Genomic DNA, 25,132 nt, shown 5'->3' on the forward strand with positions numbered 1-25,132 from the left:
CTCATCTAAATAATGGTGCGGAAGGAGAGACTTGAACTCTCACACCTTGCGGCGCCAGAACCTAAATCTGGTGCGTCTACCAATTTCGCCACTTCCGCAACTTATTCTGTAGATTAACTGGAAATTGGAGATCCAATCAATCGTTGTCATGTTCAGCGTGTTAAAGCTAACCATTTAAATAATGGCAGGGCTACCTGGATTCGAACCAGGGAATGGCGGCATCAAAAGCCGCTGCCTTACCGCTTGGCGATAGCCCTGCAAGATGATTGCTCATCTAAATAATGGTGCGGAAGGAGAGACTTGAACTCTCACACCTTGCGGCGCCAGAACCTAAATCTGGTGCGTCTACCAATTTCGCCACTTCCGCAACTTATTCTGTAGATTAACTGGAAATTGGAGATCCAATCAATCGTTGTCATGTTCAGCGTGTTAAAGCTAACCATTTAAATAATGGCAGGGCTACCTGGATTCGAACCAGGGAATGGCGGCATCAAAAGCCGCTGCCTTACCGCTTGGCGATAGCCCTGCAAGATGATTACTCATCTAAATAATGGTGCGGAAGGAGAGACTTGAACTCTCACACCTTGCGGCGCCAGAACCTAAATCTGGTGCGTCTACCAATTTCGCCACTTCCGCAACTTATTCTGTAGATTAACTGGAAATTGGATATCCAATTAATCGTTGTATATGGTGGCTACGACGGGATTCGAACCTGTGACCCCATCATTATGAGTGATGTGCTCTAACCAACTGAGCTACGTAGCCATTAAAACAATGGTGCGGAAGGAGAGACTTGAACTCTCACACCTTGCGGCGCCAGAACCTAAATCTGGTGCGTCTACCAATTTCGCCACTTCCGCAACTTATTCTGTAGATTAACTGAAAATTGGAGATCCAATCAATCGTTGTCATGTTCAGCTTATAGAAGCTAACCATTTAAATAATGGCAGGGCTACCTGGATTCGAACCAGGGAATGGCGGCATCAAAAGCCGCTGCCTTACCGCTTGGCGATAGCCCTGCAAGATGATTGCTCATCTAAATAATGGTGCGGAAGGAGAGACTTGAACTCTCACACCTTGCGGCGCCAGAACCTAAATCTGGTGCGTCTACCAATTTCGCCACTTCCGCAACTTATTCTGTAGATTAACTGGAAATTGGAGATCCAACCAATCGTTGTCATGTTCAGCGTGTTAAAGCTAACCATTTAAATAATGGCAGGGCTACCTGGATTCGAACCAGGGGATGGCGGCATCAAAAGCCGCTGCCTTACCGCTTGGCGATAGCCCTGCAAGATGATTGCTCATCTAAATAATGGTGCGGAAAGAGAGACTTGAACTCTCACACCTTGCGGCGCCAGAACCTAAATCTGGTGCGTCTACCAATTTCGCCATTTCCGCAAATTATTGTTAGATAATCGAGATGGTGCGGAAGGAGAGACTTGAACTCTCACACCTTACGGCGCCAGAACCTAAATCTGGTGCGTCTACCAATTTCGCCACTTCCGCAGCTCGATATCTATAAGCTACCCGCTAACGCGAATAACTGAATTATGGTGGCTACGACGGGATTCGAACCTGTGACCCCATCATTATGAGTGATGTGCTCTAACCAACTGAGCTACGTAGCCATGTTTTTGGAGCGAGACAATATAATACAATCTCAATCCGAGTGCCAATATTTTTTCAAATACAACACTTTTGAAAATGGCAGGGCTACCTGGATTCGAACCAGGGGATGGCGGCATCAAAAGCCGCTGCCTTACCGCTTGGCGATAGCCCTGCAAGATGATAACTCATCTAAATAATGGTGCGGAAGGAGAGACTTGAACTCTCACACCTTGCGGCGCCAGAACCTAAATCTGGTGCGTCTACCAATTTCGCCACTTCCGCAACTTTCCTAAAGGTTTTCATTCTGAAAGTTCAGAAAAAACACTTAGGAAATGGTGGCTACGACGGGATTCGAACCTGTGACCCCATCATTATGAGTGATGTGCTCTAACCAACTGAGCTACGTAGCCATTTTCCTTTTTTGCTCTCTTTTTTAAGTTTTGCTTAACGTTGAGAACGGAGCGCATTATGCGGATATGGCTTAGGAGCGTCAATAGTTTTTTTGAATAAATTCTCTGAAAATAGCCGTTCGAACTTTTTTTGAACAAAGAGACGTGTTTGTGATCAAAAACAGGCACTAATACGGCAATCTTATTTGTTTTTACTAGGCCTCACGGGAAGGTCTGCTTTGTAGAAAAAACAAAAAAGCCAACACAAACTGCTGGCTTTTAAAGGGGTGTTAAACACTGATTAACGAGTTATTTACACGTTGAAACGGAAGTGGATAACATCGCCATCTTTTACGATGTAATCTTTACCTTCAAGACGCCATTTACCTGCTTCTTTTGCGCCGCTTTCACCGTTATATTGGATGAAATCATTGTAACCAACCACTTCAGCTCGAATGAAGCCGCGTTCAAAGTCGGTGTGAATTTTCCCCGCTGCTTGTGGCGCGGTTGCACCGACAGGAATTGTCCATGCTCGAACTTCTTTAACACCTGCTGTAAAGTAGGTTTGTAGAGTCAGTAGTTCATAACCAGAACGGATCACGCGGTTTAGGCCAGGTTCTTCAATGCCGAGATCTTCTAAAAATTCTTCACGATCTTCATCGTCAAGTTCAGAAAGCTCTGATTCAATGGCCGCGCATACAGCAACAACAACGTTATTCTCTTTTTCAGCAAATTCACGCACAGCATCAAGATACGGGTTGTTATCGAAACCGTCTTCACTAACGTTTGCGATGTACATGGTTGGTTTTAACGTTAGGAAATTCAGGTAACCGACCGCTACTAATTCTTCTTTTGAAAGATTAACCGTACGAGCCATGCCACCTTCAGTAAGAACTGGCAGAAGTTTTTCTAGAACAGCTAGTTCAAATTTAGCATCTTTATCACCGCCTTTAGCTTTTTTTGCTTGGCGTTGCATTGCTCGTTCGCAGCTATCTAGGTCAGCCAGTGCTAGTTCTAGGTTGATAACTTCAATATCTTCAATCGGTGAAACTTTACCTGCAACGTGCACGATGTTTTCATTCTCAAAACAACGAACAACGTGGCCGATAGCGTCAGTTTCACGGATGTTAGCCAGGAATTTATTTCCTAAGCCTTCACCTTTAGATGCACCAGCAACAAGGCCTGCGATATCTACGAATTCCATCGTGGTCGGTAGAATACGCTCAGGATTTACGATTTTTGCCAGAGCATCAAGACGAAGGTCTGGAACTGGAACCACACCGGTGTTTGGCTCGATAGTACAAAACGGGAAGTTTGCAGCTTCGATACCCGCTTTAGTAAGTGCATTAAACAATGTTGATTTGCCCACGTTTGGTAGACCAACTATGCCACATTTAAAACCCATGACTGTAACCTTATTCTGCTTTGAACGTATGTAAGCGATTTTGTGCTTTAGTTAAACCATCTTTTAGTAAAATATCGAAGCAGCGAACGGATTCATCTACTACGGCTTCTAGGCACTCTTGCTCTTTGGCTGGTGCCTTACCTAAAACATAGCCTGCTACTTTATCTTTGTGCCCCGGATGACCAATGCCGATCCGAAGACGATAGAAATCTTTGCTATTCCCCAGTTTGCTAATCGTGTCGCGAAGCCCATTGTGCCCACCATGACCACCACCCATTTTAAATTTAGCGACACCGGGCGGTAGGTCGAGTTCATCATGTGCGACCATTATTTCTTCAGGTTTGATCTGATAAAACTTAGCCACAGCAGCAACGGCTTTACCCGATAAATTCATGAAAGTTGTCGGGATAAGTAAACGTAGATCTTCACCGTTAACTAGAATACGGCCAGTAAGTCCGAAGAATTTGGCTTCATTTTTCAGTGTAACATTGTGTACTCGGGCTAACTCTTCTACTACCCAAGCGCCAGCATTGTGTCTGGTTTTGGCGTATTCAGGACCAGGATTCGCCAGTCCAACAAGGAGTTTGATTTGTTGACTCAAGGTTAGGATCTCTTAGGAATATCAAAAGCGCGGTATGATAGCACAAAATAGAGATGGTGCGAGACGCGAAAATAACAGATAAAAAAAGCACTCCATTTTGACATGAAGTGCTTAATAGATGTGTTCTGTTAGTAACTAAACGCGGTTTAGTTAAACATTGCCGAGATAGATTCTTCGTTACTAATGCGACGAATAGCTTCTGCAAGCATGCTTGATAGCGTTAGTTGTGTCACTTTACCTGTTGCTGCCATCTCTTTAGATAGAGTAATAGAGTCAGTAACGATTACTTGGTCTAACACTGAGTTCTTGATGTTTTTCGCAGCATTGCCAGAGAATACAGCGTGAGTTGCGTAAGCAAATACGCGTTTTGCTCCACGCTCTTTAAGTGCTTCTGCTGCTTTACATAGTGTACCGCCGGTGTCGATCATATCATCAACGATAACGCAGTCGCGGCCTTCAACATCCCCGATAAGGTTCATCACTTCTGAAACATTTGCACGTGGACGACGTTTATCAACAATAGCGATATCGATGTCACCAAGCGCTTTTGCTGTTGCACGAGCGCGAACCACGCCACCAAGGTCAGGTGATACGACAACTGGATCTTCTAAACCGCGAGATCTCATGTCTTCAAGCAGTACCGGGGTACCGAAGATATTGTCAACTGGTACATCGAAGAAGCCTTGGATTTGCTCTGCATGTAGGTCGATAGTGAGAACGCGGTCAACACCAACGTTAGAAAGGAAATCTGCAACAACTTTTGCAGTGATTGGTACACGGGCAGAACGCACACGGCGATCTTGACGAGCATAACCAAAATATGGGATGACAGCAGTAATACGGCCTGCTGAAGCACGGCGCATTGCATCAATCATCACTACTAATTCCATTAGGTTGTCATTAGTAGGAGCACAAGTAGATTGAATAATAAATACATCGCTACCACGAACATTTTCGTTGATTTGCACTGCAACTTCGCCGTCAGAAAAGCGAGAAACAGTAGCATCACCAAGAGAGATGTATAGACGTTCAGCAATACGTTGGGCTAGTTCAGGTGTGGCGTTACCAGCAAATAGCTTCATATCAGGCACGGTGGAAACCTCAGGGTTGCGTCCAGTTTTTAAATAGGTTGGGTTTATATCGACATTTATCATCGATATTGGGCCGATTGGTATTCAGCCAGCGTCTCTTTCAGTGGCGAAATGTTACGCCCGAGGGCGACAAACGCAGAGACGGTGTCAGGAAGTTTAGCAAGGACAGACTTAGCTTCTTTCTTGCTGGAAAATTCTGCAAAAACGCAAGACCCTGTCCCAGTCAATCTTGACGGCGCGTATTGTAGCAGCCATGAAAGTTGCTTATCAACCTCTGGGTACAGCATTCGGACAATTTTTTCGCAATCGTTTTCGTAAGGTAGTTCAAGAAGCGTTGCTAGCTCTCGCTTTGGCGTGTTTCTTATCAATTGTGGGTGAGAAAATATATCTTTGGTTGCAATGCTGACATTCGGTCGAATCACTAGGTAAACTTTTTCATCAGGTTCAGTTTGGGTCAGTTTTTCACCAACACCTTCGGCAAACGCAGCGAAGCCATGCACAAAAACGGGCACATCGGCACCAAGATGCAGGCCAATTTCGGCAAGTTCTGCATCAGTTAAATGAGTTTGCCATAGATAATTGAGCGCAACTAAAACCGTCGCGGCATTGGAAGAGCCGCCACCAATACCACCGCCCATCGGTAGTACTTTAGTTAATTGGATATCAGCACCAAATGAACAGTTAGTCTGTTTTTGTAATGCATTTGCTGCTTTCCAGATCAAATTATCCGTTAATGAGACTCCTGGAAGGTTTGGTGTTAGCGTAATTTCCCCCGATAAATTTGCCGTGATGGTGAGTTCATCGCCAAAGTCGAGAAATTGAAACAGAGTTTGAAGTTCGTGATAGCCGTTATCTCTTTGCCCTGTGATATAAAGAAATAAGTTAAGTTTTGCTGGAGAAGGCCAACGTGTTGCTTTGGTTATCATGGTGTCAATATCCATTTAGAGATAACAATGTTTAATGATGTATTTGCCTGTTTTAATTTCATTTTGCTCGGTAGTGGAATGGTTTGGTCGGCAAATTGTTGAAATTGGTATTGTTGATAATCTAAATGCCATGGTGTTGCAGCAATGGTTTTATCTAAAAATGCTAGAGTATTTGAGTCATTGAGTTGGTAGCTATCGGCTTGATTGGGCAACCCTAATAGCCAATATTGTAACTGTTCAATTGGGATTTCTAACCCCGTGAGTTGATAGACTAGCGCATCGACATTTACAGCGCTTAATACTTGGTCGTCATACGTTTCTGCGGTGGCACCTTGTGGAGTGATAGATAAATTCAGTACGGTTTGCCCAAGAAAGGTAGATAGACGTAACTGGCTGCTATCTTGCTGCTTTTGCCAGAAAAAGTTCAGAGATTGTCGCTGTTGTGGTGAGATGTAACCTAACTTGCCGGAAACTTGATATTGAGTGATTTTCTGTAACTGCTGCTGATGTGACTGCCATTCAACAGAGGTTATCTGTTCAGGTAGGCTTGAACAGCCAAAGAGAACGCCGAAAGTAAAGAAGGCGACAATAAGTCGTTTAACGTGATTCATGTATGCTCGTTATTTACGCAGTTAAAGGGTAAAAACAGCATTACTATATCATTGATCTCACGAAGTCGGGAAAACAAATCCCTGTTGCCCTTTCATTAAAACAGGGCATAAAGTAAAATTCCGCACCTATTTCTATTTCATGAATCTGAGAACCTTCTATAGATGTCCTTGCTTGCTATTGGAATTAATCACAATACAGCGTCGGTAGAACTGCGAGAAAAAGTGGCGTTTGGCCCTGATAAATTGTCAGATGCCTTACAGCAGCTGGCATCCAGTTCCAGCGTCGAAGGTAGCGTTATTTTGTCTACCTGCAACCGAACTGAAATTTATTGTGATGTGAAATCATCAAGCAAAAGTAAGGTTATTGATTGGTTATCTCAGTTTCATCAGGTGAGTCCTGAAGAGCTAAAACCGAGCTTGTACATTCATGAAGAGCAGGCGGCGATTCGCCATTTGATGCGTGTGTCCTGTGGTTTAGATTCTCTCGTTTTAGGTGAACCACAGATTTTAGGACAAGTGAAACAAGCCTATTCTGATGCGCGCGACAATAACGCGGCAGATTCTGCGATTGAAAAACTTTTCCAAAAAGCATTTTCTGTCGCGAAACGTGTGCGCACTGAAACTGAAATTGGTGGCAGCGCTGTTTCGGTTGCGTATGCCGCTTGCACGTTAGCAAAACAGATTTTTGAATCTCTTTCAGATTCAACCGTGCTGTTAGTGGGGGCTGGCGAAACTATTGAATTAGTTGCGAAACACTTGGCTGGGCATAATTGCAAACGTATGATCGTGGCTAATCGAACTCGTGAGCGAGCGATGAATTTGGCGAATCAATTTGCGGCTGAAGTGATTGCTCTTAATGAAATTCCTGACTATCTCGCGCATGCCGATATTGTGATCAGTTCCACTGCAAGCCCGCTACCGATTATCGGTAAAGGGATGGTGGAAACGGCGATCAAAGCTCGTCGTCATCAGCCTATGCTATTGATCGATATCGCGGTTCCTCGTGATATTGAATCGCAAGTGGGTGATTTGAGTGATGCGTATTTGTATACCGTTGATGACTTGCAGTCGATCGTCGACAGCAATATGCAGCAGCGTAAGGTTGAAGCGATTCAAGCTGAAGCGATAGTCAGCGAAGAAAGTGCAGCCTTTATGAGTTGGATGCGCTCCTTACAGGCTGTTGACAGCATAAGAGAATACCGTCACTCCGCGAACGAAGTTCGTGAAGAACTGCTGACCAAAAGCTTACAAGCATTGGCTGCAGGGGCAGATCCTGAAAAAGTGTTACTTGAATTTAGCAACAAGCTCACCAACAAATTAATCCATATACCAACTCGAGCACTGCAAAGTGCGGCAGAGTTAGGTGAACCGGCTAAATTGGCCATTATTAGACAAAGTTTGGGTCTAGACGACCCTCGCTAATCCGTCATTCCGAGTTAAAGAAGAAACTATGAAAGCGTCGATTTTAGTTAAGCTTGAATCCCTTGTTGAGCGTTATGAAGAAGTTCAACATCTACTTGGTGATCCAACCGTCATTGGTGACCAAAATAAATTCCGTACTTTGTCTAAAGAGTACTCTCAGCTTGAAGAAGTCACTAAGTGTTTTCAAGCCTATCAGCAAGCGCAAGAAGATCTGCTTGCTGCTGAAGAGATGACTAAAGAAGATGATGCAGAAATGCGCGAAATGGCTCAAGAAGAGATCAAGGAAGCCAAAGCCGCGATTGAAAAACTGACGGATGAATTACAAATTCTATTGTTACCAAAAGATCCAAATGATGACCGTAACTGCTTCCTTGAAATTCGTGCTGGCGCAGGTGGTGATGAAGCTGGGATTTTCGCTGGTGATCTATTCCGCATGTACAGCCGCTATGCAGAGAAAAAAGGGTGGCGTATTGAAGTGATGTCGGCCAGTGACGCTGAACATGGTGGTTATAAAGAAATGATCGCTAAAGTGAGCGGCGACGGTGCTTATGGCGTATTGAAGTTTGAGTCTGGTGGTCACCGCGTACAGCGCGTTCCTGCGACAGAATCTCAAGGTCGTGTACATACCTCTGCATGTACGGTTGCGATCATGCCTGAGATCCCAGAAGCGGAACTGCCAGAAATCAAAGCCAGTGATTTGAAAATTGATACCTTTCGCTCTTCTGGTGCGGGTGGTCAGCACGTTAACACCACCGATTCTGCTATTCGTATTACTCACTTACCAACAGGAACAGTGGTTGAGTGCCAAGATGAGCGCTCACAGCATAAGAACAAAGCGAAAGCGATGGCAGTACTTGCTGCGCGTATCGCTAAAGCCGAAGAAGCCAAGCGTGCTGCGGAAGTATCAGATACCCGTCGTAACTTATTGGGTTCTGGTGACCGTAGTGACCGTATCCGTACTTATAATTACCCACAAGGCCGTGTTTCAGACCACCGTATTAACTTAACTATTTACCGCTTAAACGAAGTGATGGAAGGTGATTTGCAAAGTTTGATTGATCCAATCATTCAAGAATTCCAAGCTGATCAACTTGCTGCGTTAGCGGACCAAAACTAATTCGATGTCTACACCTAGCATTGAAATTGCTCTGAAAGCGGCAACGACTCAACTCCAAGAAAGCGGTAGTGATTCACCTTCTGTCGATGCCGCTGTTCTGATGTGTCATGTGCTCGACAAACCACGTTCATACTTATTAACGTGGCCAGAAAAGTTATTGGCAGCAGAGCAGCAACAGCATTTCGAGCAGCTGTTGAGTCGTCGTTTTGCTGGCGAGCCTATTGCCTATATTGTCGGAGAGCGTGAGTTTTGGTCATTGCCGCTCAAGGTTGCGCCATCAACCTTAATTCCTCGCCCGGATACCGAACGTTTGGTTGAGGTGGCGTTAGCTAAAAGCAATCAGATTGATGGTGATATCCTTGACCTTGGTACCGGCACTGGGGCGATTGCGCTTGCGCTTGCCTCTGAACTGCCAGGGCGCAGAGTGGTTGGCGTTGATTTACGTCCAGAAGCACAGGCTTTGGCGACAGAGAATGCACAGTGTTTGGCTATTACTAACGTCACTTTTTTACAAGGTAGCTGGTTTGAACCTATTGAGCCCGGTACAAAGTTTGCTTTGATTGTCTCAAACCCACCCTATATCGAAGAAAATGATCCGCATTTGACTCAAGGTGATGTACGTTTCGAGCCTTTAAGTGCTTTAGTGGCCGAAGATAATGGTTTAGCTGACATCAAATACATTACCGAATATGCTCGTGGTTATTTGCAACCTCAGGCTTGGTTGGTGTTTGAACATGGCTACGATCAAGGTCAAGCCGTAAGAGAGATATTGGTATCACTGGGTTATCATAACGTAGTGACAGAAAAGGATTACGCTGGTAACGATCGAGTGACACTCGGTCAATATCGGTGTTTATAAGAGAGAATAATATGTACGAAGGATTAAAACATTTTCATCTACTCACTATTGGTATCAGTGCGTTACTGCTTTCGGTGCGTTATGGCTTGATGATGGCCAATTCAACTTGGTTACAACATCCATTTCTAAAACGTTTCCCACATATTGTTGATTCATTATTACTACTGTCAGGGATAGCTTTGGTGGTGATGTCTGGTTTCATTCCATTCACTCCAGCAGCACCTTGGATGACAACGAAATTGACCTGTGTTTTAGCCTACATTGCGTTAGGTTTCTTTGCCTTGAAATTAGGTCGCAATAAGTTACTACGTAGTTTCGCATTTTTCGGGGCTTTGGGTTGGCTTGTAATGGCTGGCAAAATTGCCGTAACCAAAACCCCTATGTTTTTCGGTTGATAGCATTAGAGCAACAGTATGTTTGAATTGTTCGACGAAGATTTTGATGCCATGGAATTGGTTGAAGGTGCACTTGCATTAAATAAAGCAGTCAACCCTGAGACAAAAGAGATATGGGCAGAGCAAGAGCTAGCGCGTCTATTGACGGATGCGAAACAGGCCTTGGCGCAAGTCTGCGATGAAAAACAGCGTTTTGAGGTATTATTGCGTCTTTTCTATCACGAGTGGGGATTTACTGGTGATCGTGACACCTACTATGAATCGCGAAATGCTTTCATTGATAAAGTGCTTGAACGACGTAAAGGTATTCCCGTGAGCCTTGGGGCGATACTGCTTTATTTTGCGAGTAAATTAGGCTTCCCACTACAGGGAATTACTTTTCCAACTCAGTTTTTATTAGAATTGCGCTGGCCTGGTGAAGCGCCGATCTACATTAATCCTTTTAGCGGTGAAACGGTGTCCTTACATACGCTAAAAGCATGGCTCATTGGTCATAAAGGCACTCGTTTTAAGCTAACTCCCAAGCACTTAGAAGTCGCAGACAACCCAACTATAATTGGCCGTTGGCTAGCATTACTTAAAAGCGCACTACTAAGGGAAGAACACTATACTTTGGCTTTGCGTTGTACAGACCTAGCATTGACGTTTGTTCCTGATGACCCTTACGAGATCCGCGATAGAGGTTTTATCTATCAACAGCTAGACTGTCATCAAATTGCGCTATCGGATTACCAATACTTTATTGATAACTGCCCAAATGATCCGGCAGCAGAATTACTAAAAAACCAAGTTGATGCATTAAGCACTAGAGCGATTACGCTGCATTAACGGCCAAATAAGAGAGAAATAAGATGGAACAAAAAATCGTCCACGTTGGTGATATTCCAGTAGCTAACGATAAACCGTTTACTCTGTTTGCTGGAATGAACGTGCTTGAATCACGTGATTTAGCAATGCAAATCTGTGAGCATTACGTAAAAGTGACTGAAAAATTAGGAATTCCTTACGTTTTTAAAGCCTCTTTTGATAAAGCGAACCGCAGTTCAGTGCATTCCTACCGTGGTCCGGGCTTAGAAGAAGGGATGAAAATCTTTCAAGAGCTAAAAGATACGTTTGGTGTGAAAATCATTACTGATGTTCATAACGAAGCTCAAGCCAAACCTGTTGCTGAGGTTGTCGATGTTATCCAACTTCCTGCGTTTCTTGCTCGTCAGACTGACTTAGTGGAAGCAATGGCTAAAACTGGTGCTGTTATTAACGTTAAAAAACCACAGTTTATGAGCCCTGGACAAGTAGGCAACATTGTTGAGAAATTTGCTGAATGTGGCAATGACAAAGTCATTCTTTGTGAACGTGGTGCTTGTCATGGTTACGATAACCTCGTTGTCGACATGCTAGGTTTTGGCGTGATGAAAAATGTGACAAACGGCAGTCCAATCATTTTTGATGTTACCCATTCATTGCAAATGCGCGATCCATCTGGTGCAGCTTCTGGAGGCCGACGTGAACAAACGGTTGAATTAGCTAAAGCTGGTCTAGCAACCGGTATTGCTGGTCTTTTCATTGAGGCTCACCCGAATCCTGATAAAGCGCGTTGTGATGGACCGTCAGCATTACCGTTGGATAAACTTGAGCCATTTTTAGCGCAAATGAAAGCGCTCGATGATTTGATCAAGAGCTTTGCACATATCGAGATTAAATAGCGCTATCGGTTATACATCGATAACGCTACATATCATGAGGCAAGTATTCAATTAGCCTATTTTTTGACCGCCATTCTGGTGGTCAATTTTTTATCTGATGTTTTCTAAGTCTGTTTATTTTGTAATACCGTTCTCATTACCTCGGTTTTTGCCCGCTATATCAGTAAAACGATTGCCTGTGATCTATTGGAATATGATGTGTAACTAGCGTGAACCGTTACACTTTTTTTATCGTTTTATAGTGATCAATTCTACATAAATATGAAATCGAGCTGTCACGTGTGACGTGTTAATTTAAACTGGTTCAAGTTTTATCGGTGCGGCTAGCCTTGACTTTTCAAGTGGTTGGTCAATGACACCTTCACATGCAGTGGTTAACTAAAGTTCAAAGGTATGACAATGAAACAACGCCTTATTCTAAAAACAGCGCTCAGCGCAGCAATTCTTGCAACCCTAGCGGGTTGTGCAACTCAACCAACTCACGAATGGCAACAGGACACGACTTACAAATTGACTGTTCTTCACACCAACGATCACCATGGCCGATTCTGGCAAAATAAATATGGTGAGTATGGTATGGCTGCACGTAAGACGCTGATTGATGATCTTCGTTCTGAAATTGAAGCTCAAGGTGGCAGTGTTCTTCTTCTCTCTGGAGGTGATATTAACACCGGTGTTCCTGAGTCGGACTTGCAAGATGCAGAGCCTGATTTTAAAGGCATGAGCAAAATTGGTTACGACGCAATGGCGTTAGGTAACCACGAATTTGATAACCCACTTGATGTGCTATTCAAGCAAAAAGAGTGGGCGAATTTCCCAATGTTGTCTGCCAATATTTACGATAAAGCGACGGGTAAGCGCTTATTCCAACCGTACCAAATGTTTGATAAGCAAGGCGTGAAAATTGCTGTTATCGGTTTGACGACGGAAGATACAGCAAAAATCGGCAACCCTGAGTTTATCGGTGGTATTGAGTTCCGTGATCCAAAAGAAGAAGCTAAGAAACTCATTGCTGAGATTGAGAAAAGTGAAAAGCCTGATCTTATTTTTGCTGTGACGCATATGGGTCACTATGAAAATGGTCAACGTGGTGTTAATGCTCCTGGTGATGTTGCATTGGCTCGCTACCTAGATGAAGGTTCACTTGACATGATCGTCGGTGGTCACTCGCAAGAGCCTGTATGTATGGAAGGCCCTAACGTTGTCAGTAAAACCTTTAAGCCTGGCGACGAATGTAAGCCAGACATGCAAAACGGGACTTATATTGTCCAAGCGCATGAATGGGGTAAATACGTAGGTCGTGCTGATTACGAATTCCGTAATGGCGAGCTAAACATGGTGAGTTATAACCTGATTCCGGTGAACTTGAAGAAGAAAGTCAAAGTGAATGGTGAAAGCCAGCGCGTCTTTATTCAAGAGCAAATCGCTGAAGATGCAGAAATGCTGAACTTCTTGCGTCCATACCAAGAGCAAGGTCAGGCGCAGTTAGGCGTGAAAATTGCTGAAACTAACGGCAAATTGGAAGGTGACCGCAATGTCGTTCGTTTCCAACAAACGAACTTAGGGCGTTTGATTGCAACGGCGCATATGGAGCGTGCAAAAGCTGATTTTGCAGTAATGAACTCAGGTGGTGTCCGTGATTCGATTGATGCAGGTAACGTAACTTATAAAGACGTTCTGAAAGTACAGCCGTTTGCTAATATTCTGACTTATACCGATATGACTGGTGCTGAAGTTCTGGATTACCTCAATGTGGTTGCAACTAAGCCGGTTGATTCTGGTGCCTACGCTCAATTTGCGGGTATCTCAATGACGGTATCAGATGGTAAAGTGTCAAACGTTGTTATTGGTGATAAGCAATTGCGCCTAGACAAAACCTACCGTTTCACTGTACCAAGCTACAATGCTGCTGGTGGTGATGGTTATCCTAAAATTTCTGGCCATCCTGGTTATGTAAACACAGGCTTTGTCGATGCTGAAGTGTTGAAAGACTACCTAGAAGCTAACAGCCCAATTGATGTAAACCAATATGCGCCAATGGGTGAAATGGTCTATAAGTAATAGCCAATAAAGAGTTTGACTCAAACTCAGCAATCATTTTAACTAAAGGCGATGTTTAGGCATCGCTTTTTTATTGCTGTTTGTTGTAATCACGAGATAACCCCATGACACCTGCTATTGATTTGGCTAAAAAGAAACAAATCCCTCACACCATCCATCAATATCAGCATGATCCAAACCACAGCAGTTATGGATTAGAAGCTGCTGAAGTATTGGGACAAGATCCAAAAAAAGTATTTAAAACCTTACTGTTTTGTTTAAACGGTGAAGCGAAGAACCTTGCCGTAGCGATCATTCCAGTCGATCATAAACTGAATCTTAAACGAGCGGCGAAAGCTGCAAAGTCGAAGAAGGCTGAGATGGCCAACCCAGATATTGCGCAGAAAACGACAGGCTATGTGGTAGGGGGAATTAGCCCGCTTGGACAAAAAAAGGCACTACCCACCTTTATTCACATCAGTGCAAAAGATCAGCCAACTATTTGTGTCAGCGCAGGAAAAAGAGGTTTAGAAATAGAATTGGCACCAAGCGATCTCGCTATGCTTACGCGGGGGGAATTTGTCGAATTGTGTCAGGAATAATTGAAAAAATAACGGCCTCGATATCGAGGCCGTATCAAAAGGAAGCTTAACCTTTTACGTCAATATCTTCTTCCATTTGAGCATTATCAACCACGTGATTTTCGCCCAAGTCATGAGGAAGAATAAGGTTCAGTACAATCGCTACGATACCACAAAGGCTAACACCTTGTAGGCTGAACTCACCAATACCAAATGCCATACCACCAATACCAAAAACCAGTGTTACCGCAACAATAACCAAGTTACGAGACTTATGCAGGTCAACGTGGTTTTTAATTAATGTATTGAGGCCTACGGTCGCAATTGATCCAAAGAGCAGAATCATAATACCGCCCATTACCGGAATAGGGATAGTCTGTAGCAGAGCACCGAGTTTACCCACCAAAGCTAATACGATAGCGGTGATAGCTGCCCATGTCATGATGACTGGGTTAAAAGCTTTGGTCAGCATCACAGCACCGGTCACTTCACTGTAAGTCGTGTTTGGTGGCGCGCCCAGCATGGAAGCTGCGATGGTAGCAATACCGTCGCCAGTAATCGTGCGATGTAGCCCTGGCTTTTTAATATAGTTTTTACCTGTAACGTTCGAAATTGCCAACATGTCACCTACGTGCTCTACCGCAGGAGCAATAGCGACAGGGATCATAAATAGAATGGCGTTGATGTTGAATTCAGGAAAAGTGAAGTTTGGCATAGAGAGCCAGGCAGCTTGTGCTACAGGCGTAAAGTCAACAACACCGAAATACAATCCTAAAAGATAGCCAGCAAAAATACCGCCACAGATAGGAAGAAGTTTTAGGAAGCCTTTAGCAAAGACACTAATGGTGATGGTCGTGATCAATGAAACGCAGGAAATCCACATTGCCACATCGGCATTAACCAATTGAACCGCACCATCGCCTGTTTTTCCAAGAGCCATGTTTACAGCAACCGGAGCAAGACCAAGCCCGATAACCATGATTACAGGGCCAACAACAACTGGTGGAAGTAGTTTGTGGATAATCTCAACGCCACGAACTTTAATGACCGCGCCCATAATGACATACACAACCCCAGCGGCAACTAAACCACCCATAGTGGCTGCCACACCCCAAGTTTGGATGCCAAACATAATTGGTGCAATAAACGCAAATGAAGACGCTAAGAAGATTGGAACTGAGCGGCGTGTAATAAGTTGGAATAAAAGAGTACCGACACCTGCGCCAAATAGTGCAACGTTAGGATCAAGCCCGGTTAATAACGGAACAAGAACTAATGCACCAAATGCGACGAAGAGCATCTGAGCGCCTTGAATGGCATTTTTCATGATGATTTCCCTGCAGCAAAATAAAAATTTGCAGGATTCTATCACTTTTGCAAACGATTGCCATGGAAACTAGATCAAAGAAAGTCATCAGCTTTGTCTGAATTATCACCGTATCCTGAAGTGGATTCCTTGCCGAGATAGAGATAGTTGCTTATCATCGACATTCACAAAACAGATCGTAGGAACAGTATGCGCTATTTAGCTATGTTGGTGATGAGCTTAATGACTCTCCCCGCTTATGCCTTGACGAAGGTCGATTTATACCATTCAGAGATCACTATTGACCAAGAGCAAACCAATGCAGACGATAAAGCTCGAGTAAAGGGTATGGAGCAAGTCATTATTCGAGCTTCCGGTGATAAAAGCTCAGTGAATAATGAGGTTATCCAAAAAGCCTTAAGGCAGCACTCTCAATATTTAGCGCAAATTAGTTATGCTCAAAACGATTCACAATCCACCATCAAAATGGGATTTAGTGCCCCACATATCCGTTCTCTATTAACACAAGCTCAGCTACCATTTTGGCCAGAAAACCGCGCTAATGTGTTGGTATGGCTTATTGAAGAGTCAGGGTACGATCGCACTATTGCTTGGGAGCACTCTGATACACCGAGGATGCAGCAACTAAAAATCGCGGCAGATAACCGAGGGTTACCGATTACGATCCCTGTTGGCGATTTTGACGATATCACGGGCGTTGAAGTGTCTGATCTTTGGGGAGGCTTTGTGCAACCTATCAGTGCAGCAAGTGAGCGTTACCCGACTGACTCTATTGTGGTTGTTCGTGTGCAAGGCAACAATGTTCGCTGGAATCTTTACGATCAACAAGCCGGGCAAATGGTGCAAATCCCTCAGGCTCCAGTTTCTGGACAAGCTTCCGGCTCTAACGCCGTTGCCGAGATGGTTGATCAGTTAAGTAATTATTATGCAGATAAAAGTTCAGTGATGGTCTCTAGTGAGTCTTCATCATCAGTATTAGCCAGCTTTAGTAATATTAATGATGCGGTTGATTTCTTCACCTTAGAAAACAAATTAAAAAGCCTAAGTTCCGTTGCTTCGCTTGATATTTTAAGAATTCAAGGGGAATCGATCGTCTTTAAAGTACACCTTCTGGCAACGGAGCAAGATTTTGAGCAGGAAGTACTACGGATGGGGACGGTCAATAAAATCGAAATGACCAACCAATTCGATGTAGTCAGTCATACAGAACAGGCTGATGTTGTCGATGCTATAGCGCCTGTCACCAGTGACTCTTCTCTTGCTGAATCAGAAGTTTCTCAACCTGATACAAGCGTAGCAAATGATAATCAAGTACTTGATTCGCAAATGTTGCAAGAGACTGAAGGGGCATCTACTTTGCAACCTACGCCTCCAGTTGAGAATACACTTTATTTTTCATGGCGTGAGTAATTCAACACAGTAATCTGATGAGATGTACAAACGAAAAGAGCCCTAATTTAAGGCTCTTTTTTGTATATAAACCACTAAAGTTTTAAGTGTTACTTTTCTGTTTGTTGGCCAAAGTTCGCTTTTTCTTGCTTTTCAACTTCAGACAGACGTTTGAGCTTCAAGCCCAGTTCTTTGCCTCGGTGACGAGCGTAAAGGATATTACCTAAAAATGCCGCAAAAGTAAGAATAAGCTCGATAACGGCCAACCAGCGTTCTCCACCATCGACGTAAATCAATGTGAGTGCGTGCAGAAAGTAGAGCATTAAAACAAAGTTAGCCCATGCATGAGTGTACGGTTTTCCAGCTAATATCCCAGGTAAAGGTAATAGCAAGGGAATGCCCCAAGCAATAGCCAAAGTGGCATTATTGAGATGTTGGTGAGGAGAGAGTGAGTACTGCCATAACACAACCCATACCAATAACGATAAGTTTCCGAGTAATGCTAACCAACGAAATTGTTTGGTGCGTGGCATCATATCTGCCGTCATAATCTATCCTTTAATCGGCTTGCAATCGTGGCCAGCCTTTGTCCTAAATGGCGTGCTAATTCACTTTCTTGAGTTGAGAGTTGAGCACTTTCTGCTGCCACATGGCTTGCGCCATAAGGTGTTCCACCAGATGTTGTAGTATGTAGTGTTGGTTCCGAATAAGGAATGCCAACAATCAACATGCCGTGGTGCATTAATGGTAATAACATACTGTGTTGCGTCGTTTCTTGACCACCATGCAGTGATGATGAAGAAGTAAAGACGCAAGCTGGTTTGTCAATTAATGCGCCACTGACCCAGAGCGGTGTGGTTTGATCCCAAAAATGTTTGAGCGGAGCGGCCATATTGCCAAACCAAACCGGACTACCAAAAGCCAAACCATCACACTCTTTGAGTTCATCAAGTGTAAGGTACGGGTCTTTGGGCTGGTGGCTATGATTTTCAATTTCGGGCACGGTTCGCAGTATGGCTTCACAGCCTGATTGCGATTCAATACCGCGAGCGATTTGCCTTGCCAGTGCCTGAGTTGAGCCGTGTCTACTGTAGTAGAGCACGACAATCTTATTACTCATAAAATTTCAAGAACTTGCTCTGGTGGGCGGCCATGGCGTGCTTTTCCATTAGCCACGACAATAGGACGTTCAATTAGCTTTGGATTGGCAACCATCGCTTCAAAAAGTTGCTCGTCGCTAAGTGATGGATTCCCAAGATCGAGTTCTTTATAAAGAGCCTCTTTGGTACGCATCATCGCTCGAACTTGCTCTATACCGAGTTGAGCATACAGTATTTTTAGTTGTTCAACAGTGAGTGTTTCATCGAGATATTTGACGATCTCTGGCTCAATATTTCGAGCTTCGAGTAGAGTGAGTGTCTCACGGCTTTTTGAGCATTTTGGGTTGTGATAAATCACGACTGACATGTTTTCTCCTAGTGATTTTGTAATTATTGGAGTGATAAGAATCGGTCACGTTGAACCATTAATTGGTCTATACGCGCATCATAGCGAGCTTGTTCTAGGCTGCCTAATTTGGCGAGTTGGCTAGCTTGGGTGTAATACTGAATAGCTTTATTCCAGTTTGCTCTTAGTGCAAGTAACTCGGCTCGCGCAGCAAGATCTTCTTGGCTATTGCCTATACTGATATTTGCTTCGGACAACAAACTCCACCCGTTGACATCGTTAGGGTTGTCGTGGGTATAACGCTGTAATACTCGCACCGCTTCTGCGAGTTTATTTTGTCTTAACAAACTATTGGCGTAGTTAATCATCAGCGTTGGATTGTTCGGTTTTTGTTGGAGCGCTTTTTCTAACAGAATTTGCGCTTTTGCCGCTTGGTTTTCAGCGATTTCAAGGTCTGCCATAGCATCAAGATAAAAGTTATTATTCGGGTCTTGGGCGATCAGCTTGCTCAAAATGGCGGCTGATTTATCCAGCTGTTTACTGTCTAAGTACACTAAAGCCTTACCATATTGAAAGGCCGATGAAAGGTCTGGCGCTGCTTTTTTCTCGGTGCGAGTAAACCAATCTAGTGCTGCTTCGGCATCAATCCCAGCATAACGGGCTACAATCCGAGATCGTGTTAAATGATAATCCAGTGATGGCTGCAAGCGTAGTGGTGGATAATGTTGTGCTCGCTCACGGCTATCAGTAATGCGGTCTTCTGGCAGAGGGTGAGTTAGAAGCATTGGTGGTGGTTTGCTCGCGTAACGATATTCATCAGCTAAGCGGCCAAAGAATCTTGGCATGGCTTGCGCTTCAAAGCCTGCTTTAGCTAAGGTTGCAATTCCAAAACGGTCTGCTTCTTTTTCATTACTCCGTGTATAATTGATTTGGCTTTGCATGCTGCCTGCCGTTGCTGCGGTAATCGCGGCAATACCCGCTTCAGGAGCGGCAATGGCTAACAATAATGAACCGGCCAGCGCCGCAATATTTGCCGGGGAGCGCCGAGCTTGTTCTTCCATGCTACGAGCCAGGTGTCGCTGCGTCACGTGGGCTATTTCGTGAGAAAGCACCGAAGCTAACTCGCTTTCAGATTGAGCATGCAAAAATAAACCCGAATGTAAGGCAACGTACCCACCAAAAAAGGCAAACGCATTAATATTGCGATCTCGGATCATAAAGAAAGTAAATGGTGTTTTGACGTCATTCGCGTTAGCGACCAACTTGTGTCCGAGGTTATCAATGTACTCGTTGATAACGGGATCGTTAACGATAGGCTGACTATTGCGAAGCATGCGCATGTAAGCATCACCATAAATCAGCTCTTGATCAATCGTTAGGGTTGAACCTGCAACGGTGCCGATATCCGGTAACTCAATGGTGTCTGCGTAACTTATTGCTGGCACATTGATTGTCGCAGCGACACAAAGACAAAGTAGAGAACGAGCGCGTTTAAACATCATATTGTTCAGTGATACTCCATAATCATCTTGTTTGTAAGACATTGAAAGTAGTGATTGGTTTCCAATTTCAAATCATGAATGTAAATGGTTACAAAACAAGATTGATCCTACCAGTTTTCGTGTTTGGATAAACACTGACGTACCAGTAAAAAACCGATACAATAGCAGGCCTATATTAAGCATTGAGCGTCAGAATGGAACCAAATATTCTGGATTTACGTCAACAGCGTTGCCCTATGGCTTTATTACTTGCGAAACGTCACACTGCTCAAATGAAGTATGGCGATGAGTTGACTATTTTGATCGCAGACTCTGGTTCTAAGCAAGATATAGAAAAGTATTTAACTAGCAATGGTTTTTCTTGCCGGATTGAAACGGTATCCTGTAATTTTTCGTTAAAAATAATGAAAGGACTTGATTAAATGCTCGAAATGGTAAGTCGTTGGTATCGAAGACGTTTTTCTGACCCTCATGCCGTTAGTCTGGTTGCCATTCTATTTTTTGGTTTCATTACTATCTATTTCTTTGGTCATCTTATTGCACCGTTGTTGGTCGCTATAGTCTTGGCGTATCTTTTGGAATGGCCAGTGATACAACTGTGCCGCTTGAATATTCCTAGAACTGTCTCGGTTATCTTAGTTATTTTACTCTTTGTCGGTTTAATGCTTCTGGCTATTTTTGGCTTAGTTCCGACGATTTGGCAGCAAGTTGGCAACCTGATCAATGACATTCCCAACATGTATGCAGGTTTGCAGAAGTTTATCGTTTCTATCCCAGAACGTTATCCTGAATTGGCTAATTTACAAATTGTTGAATCAGTGATCAGCAACGCGAAAAATCAAGCTCTAGGAATGGGTGAAAGTGTACTTAAAGGTTCTTTGGCATCCTTGGTCAGCTTAGCCACATTAGGTGTGTATCTGATTTTAGTGCCATTACTGCTATTTTTCTTGCTCAAAGATAAAAATGAGATGCTGCGAATAGCGAGTGGTTTACTGCCTCGAAACCGAAAACTAGCGACCAGAGTTTGGCAGGAGATGAACCAGCAAATCACCAACTATATCCGTGGCAAAGTATTAGAGATATTGATTGTCGGTGGGGTTAGTTACGTGACCTTTGCCATACTAGATTTACGTTATTCTGTTCTATTGGCTGTCGCGGTTGGACTATCGGTATTAATTCCTTACATTGGAGCTGCAGCGGTAACTGTACCGGTTGCGATTGTAGGCTTGTTTCAATGGGGCGTTACTCCACCGTTTTATACGTTGCTCATTGCTTATGGCATTATTCAAGCTTTAGATGGTAACGTGTTAGTTCCGGTGCTCTTTTCAGAGGCGGTCAATCTTCATCCTGTAGCTATTATTGTGGCAGTACTCGTGTTCGGTGGTTTGTGGGGCTTTTGGGGAGTGTTCTTTGCGATTCCACTAGCGACATTGGTTAAAGCGGTTTGGCATGCTTTGCCAAGCACCGATGATTCAGATCCTGACATCAAATCAACTTCAGTATGAACAATGAGTTAAATAAATAGTTTCATAAAAATTGACCCTAACTATCATTAGTTAGGGTTTTTTTTTGTTCAAATGCGATATGTTTATTAGACTCATGTAGATAAAAGGTAAAAAAAACTTCAGTTTTCATTTGGCTTGGCGATACATAACTATAACCACAATAAGAATGGCAATTAGCCACAATAATAATTGGCAACAATGAGGGATACATATGAAGTTTAGCCAAAAAATAGTCGCAGCCTCTTCTGCATTACTATTGGTTACCGTTTCTTTGCTGTCCATTCAGCAATTAAGCACTGTTCGCACAGAAGTTGAATCTCTAGTAGCAGATAGCTTAAATGAAATGGTTAAAGGGGTGAAAAATACCGTTGTTTCTGAAATGGAAAGTAAAAAGGGATTGGCTCAGTCCATGACCGAAGTGTTGGAGCTTGATCCGGATAACCGAGGTTATGTAAAAAATGTCTTAGAAAAGCCTAAGCTTAAAAAGAGCTTTTTAGCGGTCGGATTGGGTTACAACAGTGATGGTATTGTGGTTGAAAATGATGATGCTTGGGAACCGAGTGGTGATTATGACCCTCGCAAGCGTCCTTGGTTTATTGATGCTAAGTCATCGAGAAAATTAGTCGTTACAGCACCGTATGTTGATATTTCAACAAAAAATGTCATTATTTCAATTGGTACACCTGTTTTTAATAGTGGCCAATTTACCGGTGCGATGTTTTATGACCTAGAGTTGACTGGCCTTGCTGATTTGGTCAATTCAGTTAACTTATTTGATGCTGGCTACCTTTTCATTGTAACGGCTGATGGTACGACGATTGCTCACCCTGATAGCAAAAACAACGGGCAGAATATTTCTACTTACCTCCCTCAAGTCTCTGTTAAAGATGGCACTCAACGCATTGAAATGAATGGACAGGATTTCTTAGTTGATTTTACTCAGATACCGAGCGAAAACTGGTATGTCGGGGCTATCATTGATGAATCCATTGCATTTAGCACCATCACTACGCTCAGAAATAGCTCCATTATTTACACTCTCATCGGTGTGATATTGAGTGTTATTGTCTTGAGCTTCCTTATTAAAGTGTTAATGCGACCTTTAGGTATCTTGAATGAGGCGATAAAGGATGTTGCGTCTGGGCAGGGCGATCTTACCAAGCGTTTGAATACTAATACGGATAAGGAATTTGCTGAGCTAGCGCTAGGTTTTAATACTTTTACCGAAACGTTGCAAAAACAAATCACACAATCCAAAGCGATTGGTCAAGAGATCATGCGTGGTACTGAATTGACGGTACAAGGCGCTCATGAATCAGCCGATGCGATGCGTACACAGCTGGAAGAGCTAGAGCAGTTAGCCACCGCAATGCATGAGATGGCCGTGACATCGACAGAAGTTGCGAATAATGCTCAAGGTGCAGCCGCTGCAGCGAGAGAAGCCGATGAAGCTACTCTAGATGGTTCGAAAGTTGTGAATGAAACTACAATGTCGATTGATATGTTATCTGCTCGCATCGACCAAGCTGTTGAAGAAGTGAAAGGATTAGAATCTGCAACGGCGAATATTGAAACCATTCTGAAAGTAATCAATGATATCGCTGACCAAACCAACTTACTTGCATTGAATGCGGCTATTGAAGCGGCGCGTGCTGGGGAGTCTGGTCGCGGGTTTGCTGTGGTGGCTGACGAGGTGCGGACGCTTGCACAAAGAACACAGCAATCGACGACTGAGATTCGAAACATGATCGAGCAACTGCAAGTTGGTGCAAGCTCAGTATCGTCAGCGATGAATGAAAGTAAGACAACGGCGGTTGATGCGGTAGATAAAGCGAAAAGTGCTAATTCGGCACTAAATCGTATCCGCGATGCAATCCAAGCGATCTCCGATATGAATATTCAAATCGCATCGGCAGCAGAGGAGCAGAGCTTAGTTGCGGAAGAGATCAACACCAATACGGTGAAGATTAAAGATCTATCCACTCAAGTTGCACAATCTGCTGAAGAGGCGAATGTTGCGATGCAGGTGCAAACCGAGAATGTACGAGAACAAGATGCGCTGATGAATAAATTCATCGTTTAGCTCGTCGTCATAAAAAATAAAATGCCAGCCGCTTATAACGACTGGCATTTTTACGTTCATTACTATAGTGAGTGACTACTGTCCATTCAAATAAGCTAAGACTACTTCATGGTGATCTTTGGTTTTGAATTTATCGAAAACGTGCTCAATAGTGCCTTGCTCATTAATTAAGAAACTGATGCGATGTAGTCCATCGTAGACTTTTCCTATAAATTTCTTTTCTCCCCATACTCCAAATTGTTCAGCAACGGCATGGTCTTCATCTGATAGTAGTGTGAAATTCAAGTTGTCACGCTCAATAAACTTCCCTAGTCGTTTAACTGGATCAATACTCACGCCTAATACCACTACATTGTGAGCATCTAATTCAAGTTTAACATCACGAAGCCCTTGTGCTTGAACAGTGCAGCCAGGTGTCATTGCTTTGGGATAAAAATAAAACAACACTTTTTTACCTGAAAAATCCGCAAGGGATACGGTATTTCCATCTTGATCTAGAAGCGAGAAGGCTGGTGCTGGTGTGCCTGCTGTGAGCGTTTTCATTGTTCTTCCTTTTTATTTTATTGGCTATTTTTTATAAAGTTAAGAGAACCTTGTACATCAAGAGTGGTGCATAAACTGTCAAACTCTTCTTGAAGGTGCATCAAGTTACATTCTGAATCGACACTAGCAGTAATCGCAATATGAAATTGGTCATGATCGAGATGCAATTTCGACTTACTAATTGTTTGTGCGCTCAGTGATGCCATACCAATTCCACGTTCTGCAAAGAATTGGGTGAATTTTTCCGTGAGACCGACTTTATCTTCTGATTCAACAAACACTTCGAGGGTATAGGCATTATCGTGATAGTCATGGGGAGAAGTACGTTTCATCATGGTGATCAGATCATGTTGTTGGCCTAATAATGGCAGTGTTGTTTCTACACGCGTTATATTACTGGCGCTGCCAGACACCAACATGATGAGCGTAAATTCTTTGCCGAAGAGTGCAATTCTGCTATCAATGATATTACCACCTGACTGGGTGACTAATCGTACGATTTCATTACAGATTCCGGGACGGTCTGTACCTACGGCAGTGATCACTAGGTGTTGATTCATAATATCGCTTCACTTTTATCATTTTGGGC

General features: G+C 43.5%; 24 protein-coding genes and 16 tRNA genes. 12 read left to right on the forward strand and 28 right to left on the reverse strand.

The genetic code is table 11. The features are described 5' to 3' along the window. Positions 1-13 precede the first annotated feature (13 nt). The 21 genes from HGG78_RS05730 to lolB all read right to left on the reverse strand — a co-directional run bounded on the left by HGG78_RS05730 (position 14) and on the right by lolB (position 6,631). Positions 14-98 (reverse strand) — tRNA-Leu (locus HGG78_RS05730). 84 nt (positions 99-182) lie between these two features. Next, positions 183-257 (reverse strand) — tRNA-Gln (locus HGG78_RS05735). Between the two features lie 25 nt (positions 258-282). Further along, positions 283-367: transfer RNA gene (locus HGG78_RS05740), tRNA-Leu, on the reverse strand. Between the two features lie 84 nt (positions 368-451). Beyond that, positions 452-526 (reverse strand) — tRNA-Gln (locus HGG78_RS05745). Positions 527-551: 25 nt separating this feature from the next. Beyond that, positions 552-636, reverse strand: a tRNA-Leu gene (locus tag HGG78_RS05750). Between the two features lie 52 nt (positions 637-688). Then, positions 689-765: transfer RNA gene (locus HGG78_RS05755), tRNA-Met, on the reverse strand. 10 nt (positions 766-775) lie between these two features. Beyond that, positions 776-860: transfer RNA gene (locus tag HGG78_RS05760), tRNA-Leu, on the reverse strand. Positions 861-944: 84 nt separating this feature from the next. Then, positions 945-1,019: transfer RNA gene (locus HGG78_RS05765), tRNA-Gln, on the reverse strand. A 25-nt stretch (positions 1,020-1,044) separates the two neighbouring features. Then, positions 1,045-1,129: transfer RNA gene (locus tag HGG78_RS05770), tRNA-Leu, on the reverse strand. Between the two features lie 84 nt (positions 1,130-1,213). Beyond that, positions 1,214-1,288: transfer RNA gene (locus HGG78_RS05775), tRNA-Gln, on the reverse strand. Positions 1,289-1,313: 25 nt separating this feature from the next. Then, positions 1,314-1,398 (reverse strand) — tRNA-Leu (locus HGG78_RS05780). A 23-nt stretch (positions 1,399-1,421) separates the two neighbouring features. Continuing rightward, a tRNA-Leu gene (locus tag HGG78_RS05785) sits at positions 1,422-1,506 on the reverse strand. A 45-nt stretch (positions 1,507-1,551) separates the two neighbouring features. Continuing rightward, positions 1,552-1,628: transfer RNA gene (locus HGG78_RS05790), tRNA-Met, on the reverse strand. A gap of 77 nt (positions 1,629-1,705) precedes the next feature. Continuing rightward, positions 1,706-1,780 (reverse strand) — tRNA-Gln (locus HGG78_RS05795). Positions 1,781-1,805: 25 nt separating this feature from the next. Next, a tRNA-Leu gene (locus HGG78_RS05800) sits at positions 1,806-1,890 on the reverse strand. A 51-nt stretch (positions 1,891-1,941) separates the two neighbouring features. Beyond that, a tRNA-Met gene (locus tag HGG78_RS05805) sits at positions 1,942-2,018 on the reverse strand. 292 nt (positions 2,019-2,310) lie between these two features. Beyond that, positions 2,311-3,402, reverse strand: a complete 1,092-nt coding sequence (gene ychF, locus HGG78_RS05810) for a redox-regulated ATPase YchF (RefSeq protein WP_171981290.1) — start codon at positions 3,400-3,402, stop codon at positions 2,311-2,313. A gap of 10 nt (positions 3,403-3,412) precedes the next feature. Next, the gene (pth, locus tag HGG78_RS05815; RefSeq protein ID WP_168521393.1) at positions 3,413-4,003 is read right to left on the reverse strand and encodes an aminoacyl-tRNA hydrolase; all 591 of its coding nucleotides are present in this window, start codon (positions 4,001-4,003) and stop codon (positions 3,413-3,415) included. 146 nt (positions 4,004-4,149) lie between these two features. Further along, positions 4,150-5,094 (reverse strand): ribose-phosphate pyrophosphokinase, encoded by a 945-nt coding sequence (locus HGG78_RS05820; RefSeq protein WP_053311928.1) that lies wholly within the window; start codon positions 5,092-5,094, stop codon positions 4,150-4,152. A gap of 59 nt (positions 5,095-5,153) precedes the next feature. Next, positions 5,154-6,020, reverse strand: coding sequence for a 4-(cytidine 5'-diphospho)-2-C-methyl-D-erythritol kinase (gene ispE / locus HGG78_RS05825; RefSeq protein WP_172532307.1), 867 nt, complete (start codon positions 6,018-6,020; stop codon positions 5,154-5,156). Further along, positions 6,017-6,631: a lipoprotein insertase outer membrane protein LolB gene (gene lolB, locus HGG78_RS05830; RefSeq protein WP_172532308.1), complete on the reverse strand. Its 615-nt coding sequence runs from the start codon at positions 6,629-6,631 to the stop codon at positions 6,017-6,019. Before lolB ends, ispE begins: the two co-directional genes overlap by 4 nt. 162 nt (positions 6,632-6,793) lie before the next feature. On the opposite strand from lolB, the gene hemA reads away from it, so the two are divergent. The 8 genes from hemA to ybaK all read left to right on the forward strand — a co-directional run bounded on the left by hemA (position 6,794) and on the right by ybaK (position 14,769). Next, positions 6,794-8,053: a glutamyl-tRNA reductase gene (gene hemA / locus HGG78_RS05835; protein WP_053311918.1), complete on the forward strand. Its 1,260-nt coding sequence runs from the start codon at positions 6,794-6,796 to the stop codon at positions 8,051-8,053. 28 nt (positions 8,054-8,081) lie between these two features. Then, positions 8,082-9,170: a peptide chain release factor 1 gene (gene prfA, locus HGG78_RS05840; protein WP_053311917.1), complete on the forward strand. Its 1,089-nt coding sequence runs from the start codon at positions 8,082-8,084 to the stop codon at positions 9,168-9,170. Between the two features lie 4 nt (positions 9,171-9,174). Continuing rightward, positions 9,175-10,029, forward strand: coding sequence for a peptide chain release factor N(5)-glutamine methyltransferase (gene prmC / locus HGG78_RS05845; protein ID WP_172532309.1), 855 nt, complete (start codon positions 9,175-9,177; stop codon positions 10,027-10,029). Between the two features lie 11 nt (positions 10,030-10,040). Next, positions 10,041-10,424 carry a SirB2 family protein gene (locus tag HGG78_RS05850; protein ID WP_172532310.1) on the forward strand — a complete coding sequence of 128 codons (384 nt, stop codon included), beginning with the start codon at positions 10,041-10,043 and terminating at the stop codon, positions 10,422-10,424. Positions 10,425-10,442: 18 nt separating this feature from the next. After that, positions 10,443-11,252: a SirB1 family protein gene (locus HGG78_RS05855; RefSeq protein ID WP_053311914.1), complete on the forward strand. Its 810-nt coding sequence runs from the start codon at positions 10,443-10,445 to the stop codon at positions 11,250-11,252. Positions 11,253-11,275: 23 nt separating this feature from the next. Beyond that, entirely contained in the window at positions 11,276-12,127 is an 852-nt protein-coding gene (gene kdsA / locus HGG78_RS05860; RefSeq protein WP_053311913.1) for a 3-deoxy-8-phosphooctulonate synthase, read from the forward strand. Positions 12,128-12,526: 399 nt separating this feature from the next. Next, a complete protein-coding gene (gene ushA, locus HGG78_RS05865) occupies positions 12,527-14,188 on the forward strand; it encodes a bifunctional UDP-sugar hydrolase/5'-nucleotidase UshA (RefSeq protein WP_053311912.1) in 1,662 nt (553 codons plus the stop codon). Between the two features lie 104 nt (positions 14,189-14,292). Next, positions 14,293-14,769 (forward strand): Cys-tRNA(Pro) deacylase, encoded by a 477-nt coding sequence (ybaK, locus tag HGG78_RS05870; RefSeq protein WP_172532311.1) that lies wholly within the window; start codon positions 14,293-14,295, stop codon positions 14,767-14,769. Positions 14,770-14,815: 46 nt separating this feature from the next. On the opposite strand, the gene HGG78_RS05875 is transcribed toward ybaK, so the two are convergent. After that, positions 14,816-16,075, reverse strand: coding sequence for a uracil-xanthine permease family protein (locus HGG78_RS05875; protein WP_053311910.1), 1,260 nt, complete (start codon positions 16,073-16,075; stop codon positions 14,816-14,818). Between the two features lie 189 nt (positions 16,076-16,264). Here HGG78_RS05875 and HGG78_RS05880 point away from each other — a divergent pair, with 189 nt between their 5' ends. After that, positions 16,265-17,485, forward strand: a complete 1,221-nt coding sequence (locus tag HGG78_RS05880; protein ID WP_172532312.1) for a DUF2066 domain-containing protein — start codon at positions 16,265-16,267, stop codon at positions 17,483-17,485. Between the two features lie 89 nt (positions 17,486-17,574). Here HGG78_RS05880 and HGG78_RS05885 read toward each other — a convergent pair whose 3' ends face one another. The 4 genes from HGG78_RS05885 to bepA are packed head-to-tail and all read right to left on the reverse strand — an operon-like array spanning position 17,575 to position 20,409. Continuing rightward, positions 17,575-18,000: a DUF2069 domain-containing protein gene (locus HGG78_RS05885; RefSeq protein ID WP_171822938.1), complete on the reverse strand. Its 426-nt coding sequence runs from the start codon at positions 17,998-18,000 to the stop codon at positions 17,575-17,577. An 8-nt stretch (positions 18,001-18,008) separates the two neighbouring features. Beyond that, positions 18,009-18,584, reverse strand: a complete 576-nt coding sequence (wrbA, locus tag HGG78_RS05890) for an NAD(P)H:quinone oxidoreductase (RefSeq protein ID WP_053311907.1) — start codon at positions 18,582-18,584, stop codon at positions 18,009-18,011. Next, positions 18,581-18,931, reverse strand: coding sequence for an arsenate reductase (glutaredoxin) (gene arsC / locus HGG78_RS05895; RefSeq protein ID WP_053311906.1), 351 nt, complete (start codon positions 18,929-18,931; stop codon positions 18,581-18,583). The genes wrbA and arsC overlap by 4 nt, the downstream gene beginning before the upstream one ends. 23 nt (positions 18,932-18,954) lie before the next feature. Beyond that, on the reverse strand, positions 18,955-20,409 hold the full coding sequence (gene bepA / locus HGG78_RS05900) for a beta-barrel assembly-enhancing protease (RefSeq protein WP_420911132.1): 1,455 nt from the start codon (positions 20,407-20,409) through the stop codon (positions 18,955-18,957). 197 nt (positions 20,410-20,606) lie between these two features. On the opposite strand from bepA, the gene HGG78_RS05905 reads away from it, so the two are divergent. The 3 genes from HGG78_RS05905 (at position 20,607) to HGG78_RS05915 (ending at position 24,000) form a co-directional block, all read left to right on the forward strand. Further along, positions 20,607-20,834, forward strand: a complete 228-nt coding sequence (locus HGG78_RS05905; protein WP_053311904.1) for a sulfurtransferase TusA family protein — start codon at positions 20,607-20,609, stop codon at positions 20,832-20,834. Further along, on the forward strand, positions 20,835-21,917 hold the full coding sequence (locus HGG78_RS05910; RefSeq protein WP_172532313.1) for an AI-2E family transporter: 1,083 nt from the start codon (positions 20,835-20,837) through the stop codon (positions 21,915-21,917). A gap of 211 nt (positions 21,918-22,128) precedes the next feature. Beyond that, a complete protein-coding gene (locus HGG78_RS05915; protein WP_172532314.1) occupies positions 22,129-24,000 on the forward strand; it encodes a methyl-accepting chemotaxis protein in 1,872 nt (623 codons plus the stop codon). 75 nt (positions 24,001-24,075) lie between these two features. Here the strand turns inward: HGG78_RS05915 and bcp are convergent, their stop codons facing one another. Further along, the gene (gene bcp / locus HGG78_RS05920) at positions 24,076-24,543 is read right to left on the reverse strand and encodes a thioredoxin-dependent thiol peroxidase (RefSeq protein WP_172532315.1); all 468 of its coding nucleotides are present in this window, start codon (positions 24,541-24,543) and stop codon (positions 24,076-24,078) included. Between the two features lie 17 nt (positions 24,544-24,560). Further along, on the reverse strand, positions 24,561-25,103 hold the full coding sequence (locus HGG78_RS05925; RefSeq protein ID WP_172532316.1) for a glycine cleavage system transcriptional repressor: 543 nt from the start codon (positions 25,101-25,103) through the stop codon (positions 24,561-24,563). Positions 25,104-25,132: the final 29 nt, after the last annotated feature.

Origin of the sequence: Vibrio aestuarianus, from assembly GCF_012395185.1 — a bacterium.
Lineage (GTDB): Bacteria > Pseudomonadota > Gammaproteobacteria > Enterobacterales > Vibrionaceae > Vibrio > Vibrio aestuarianus.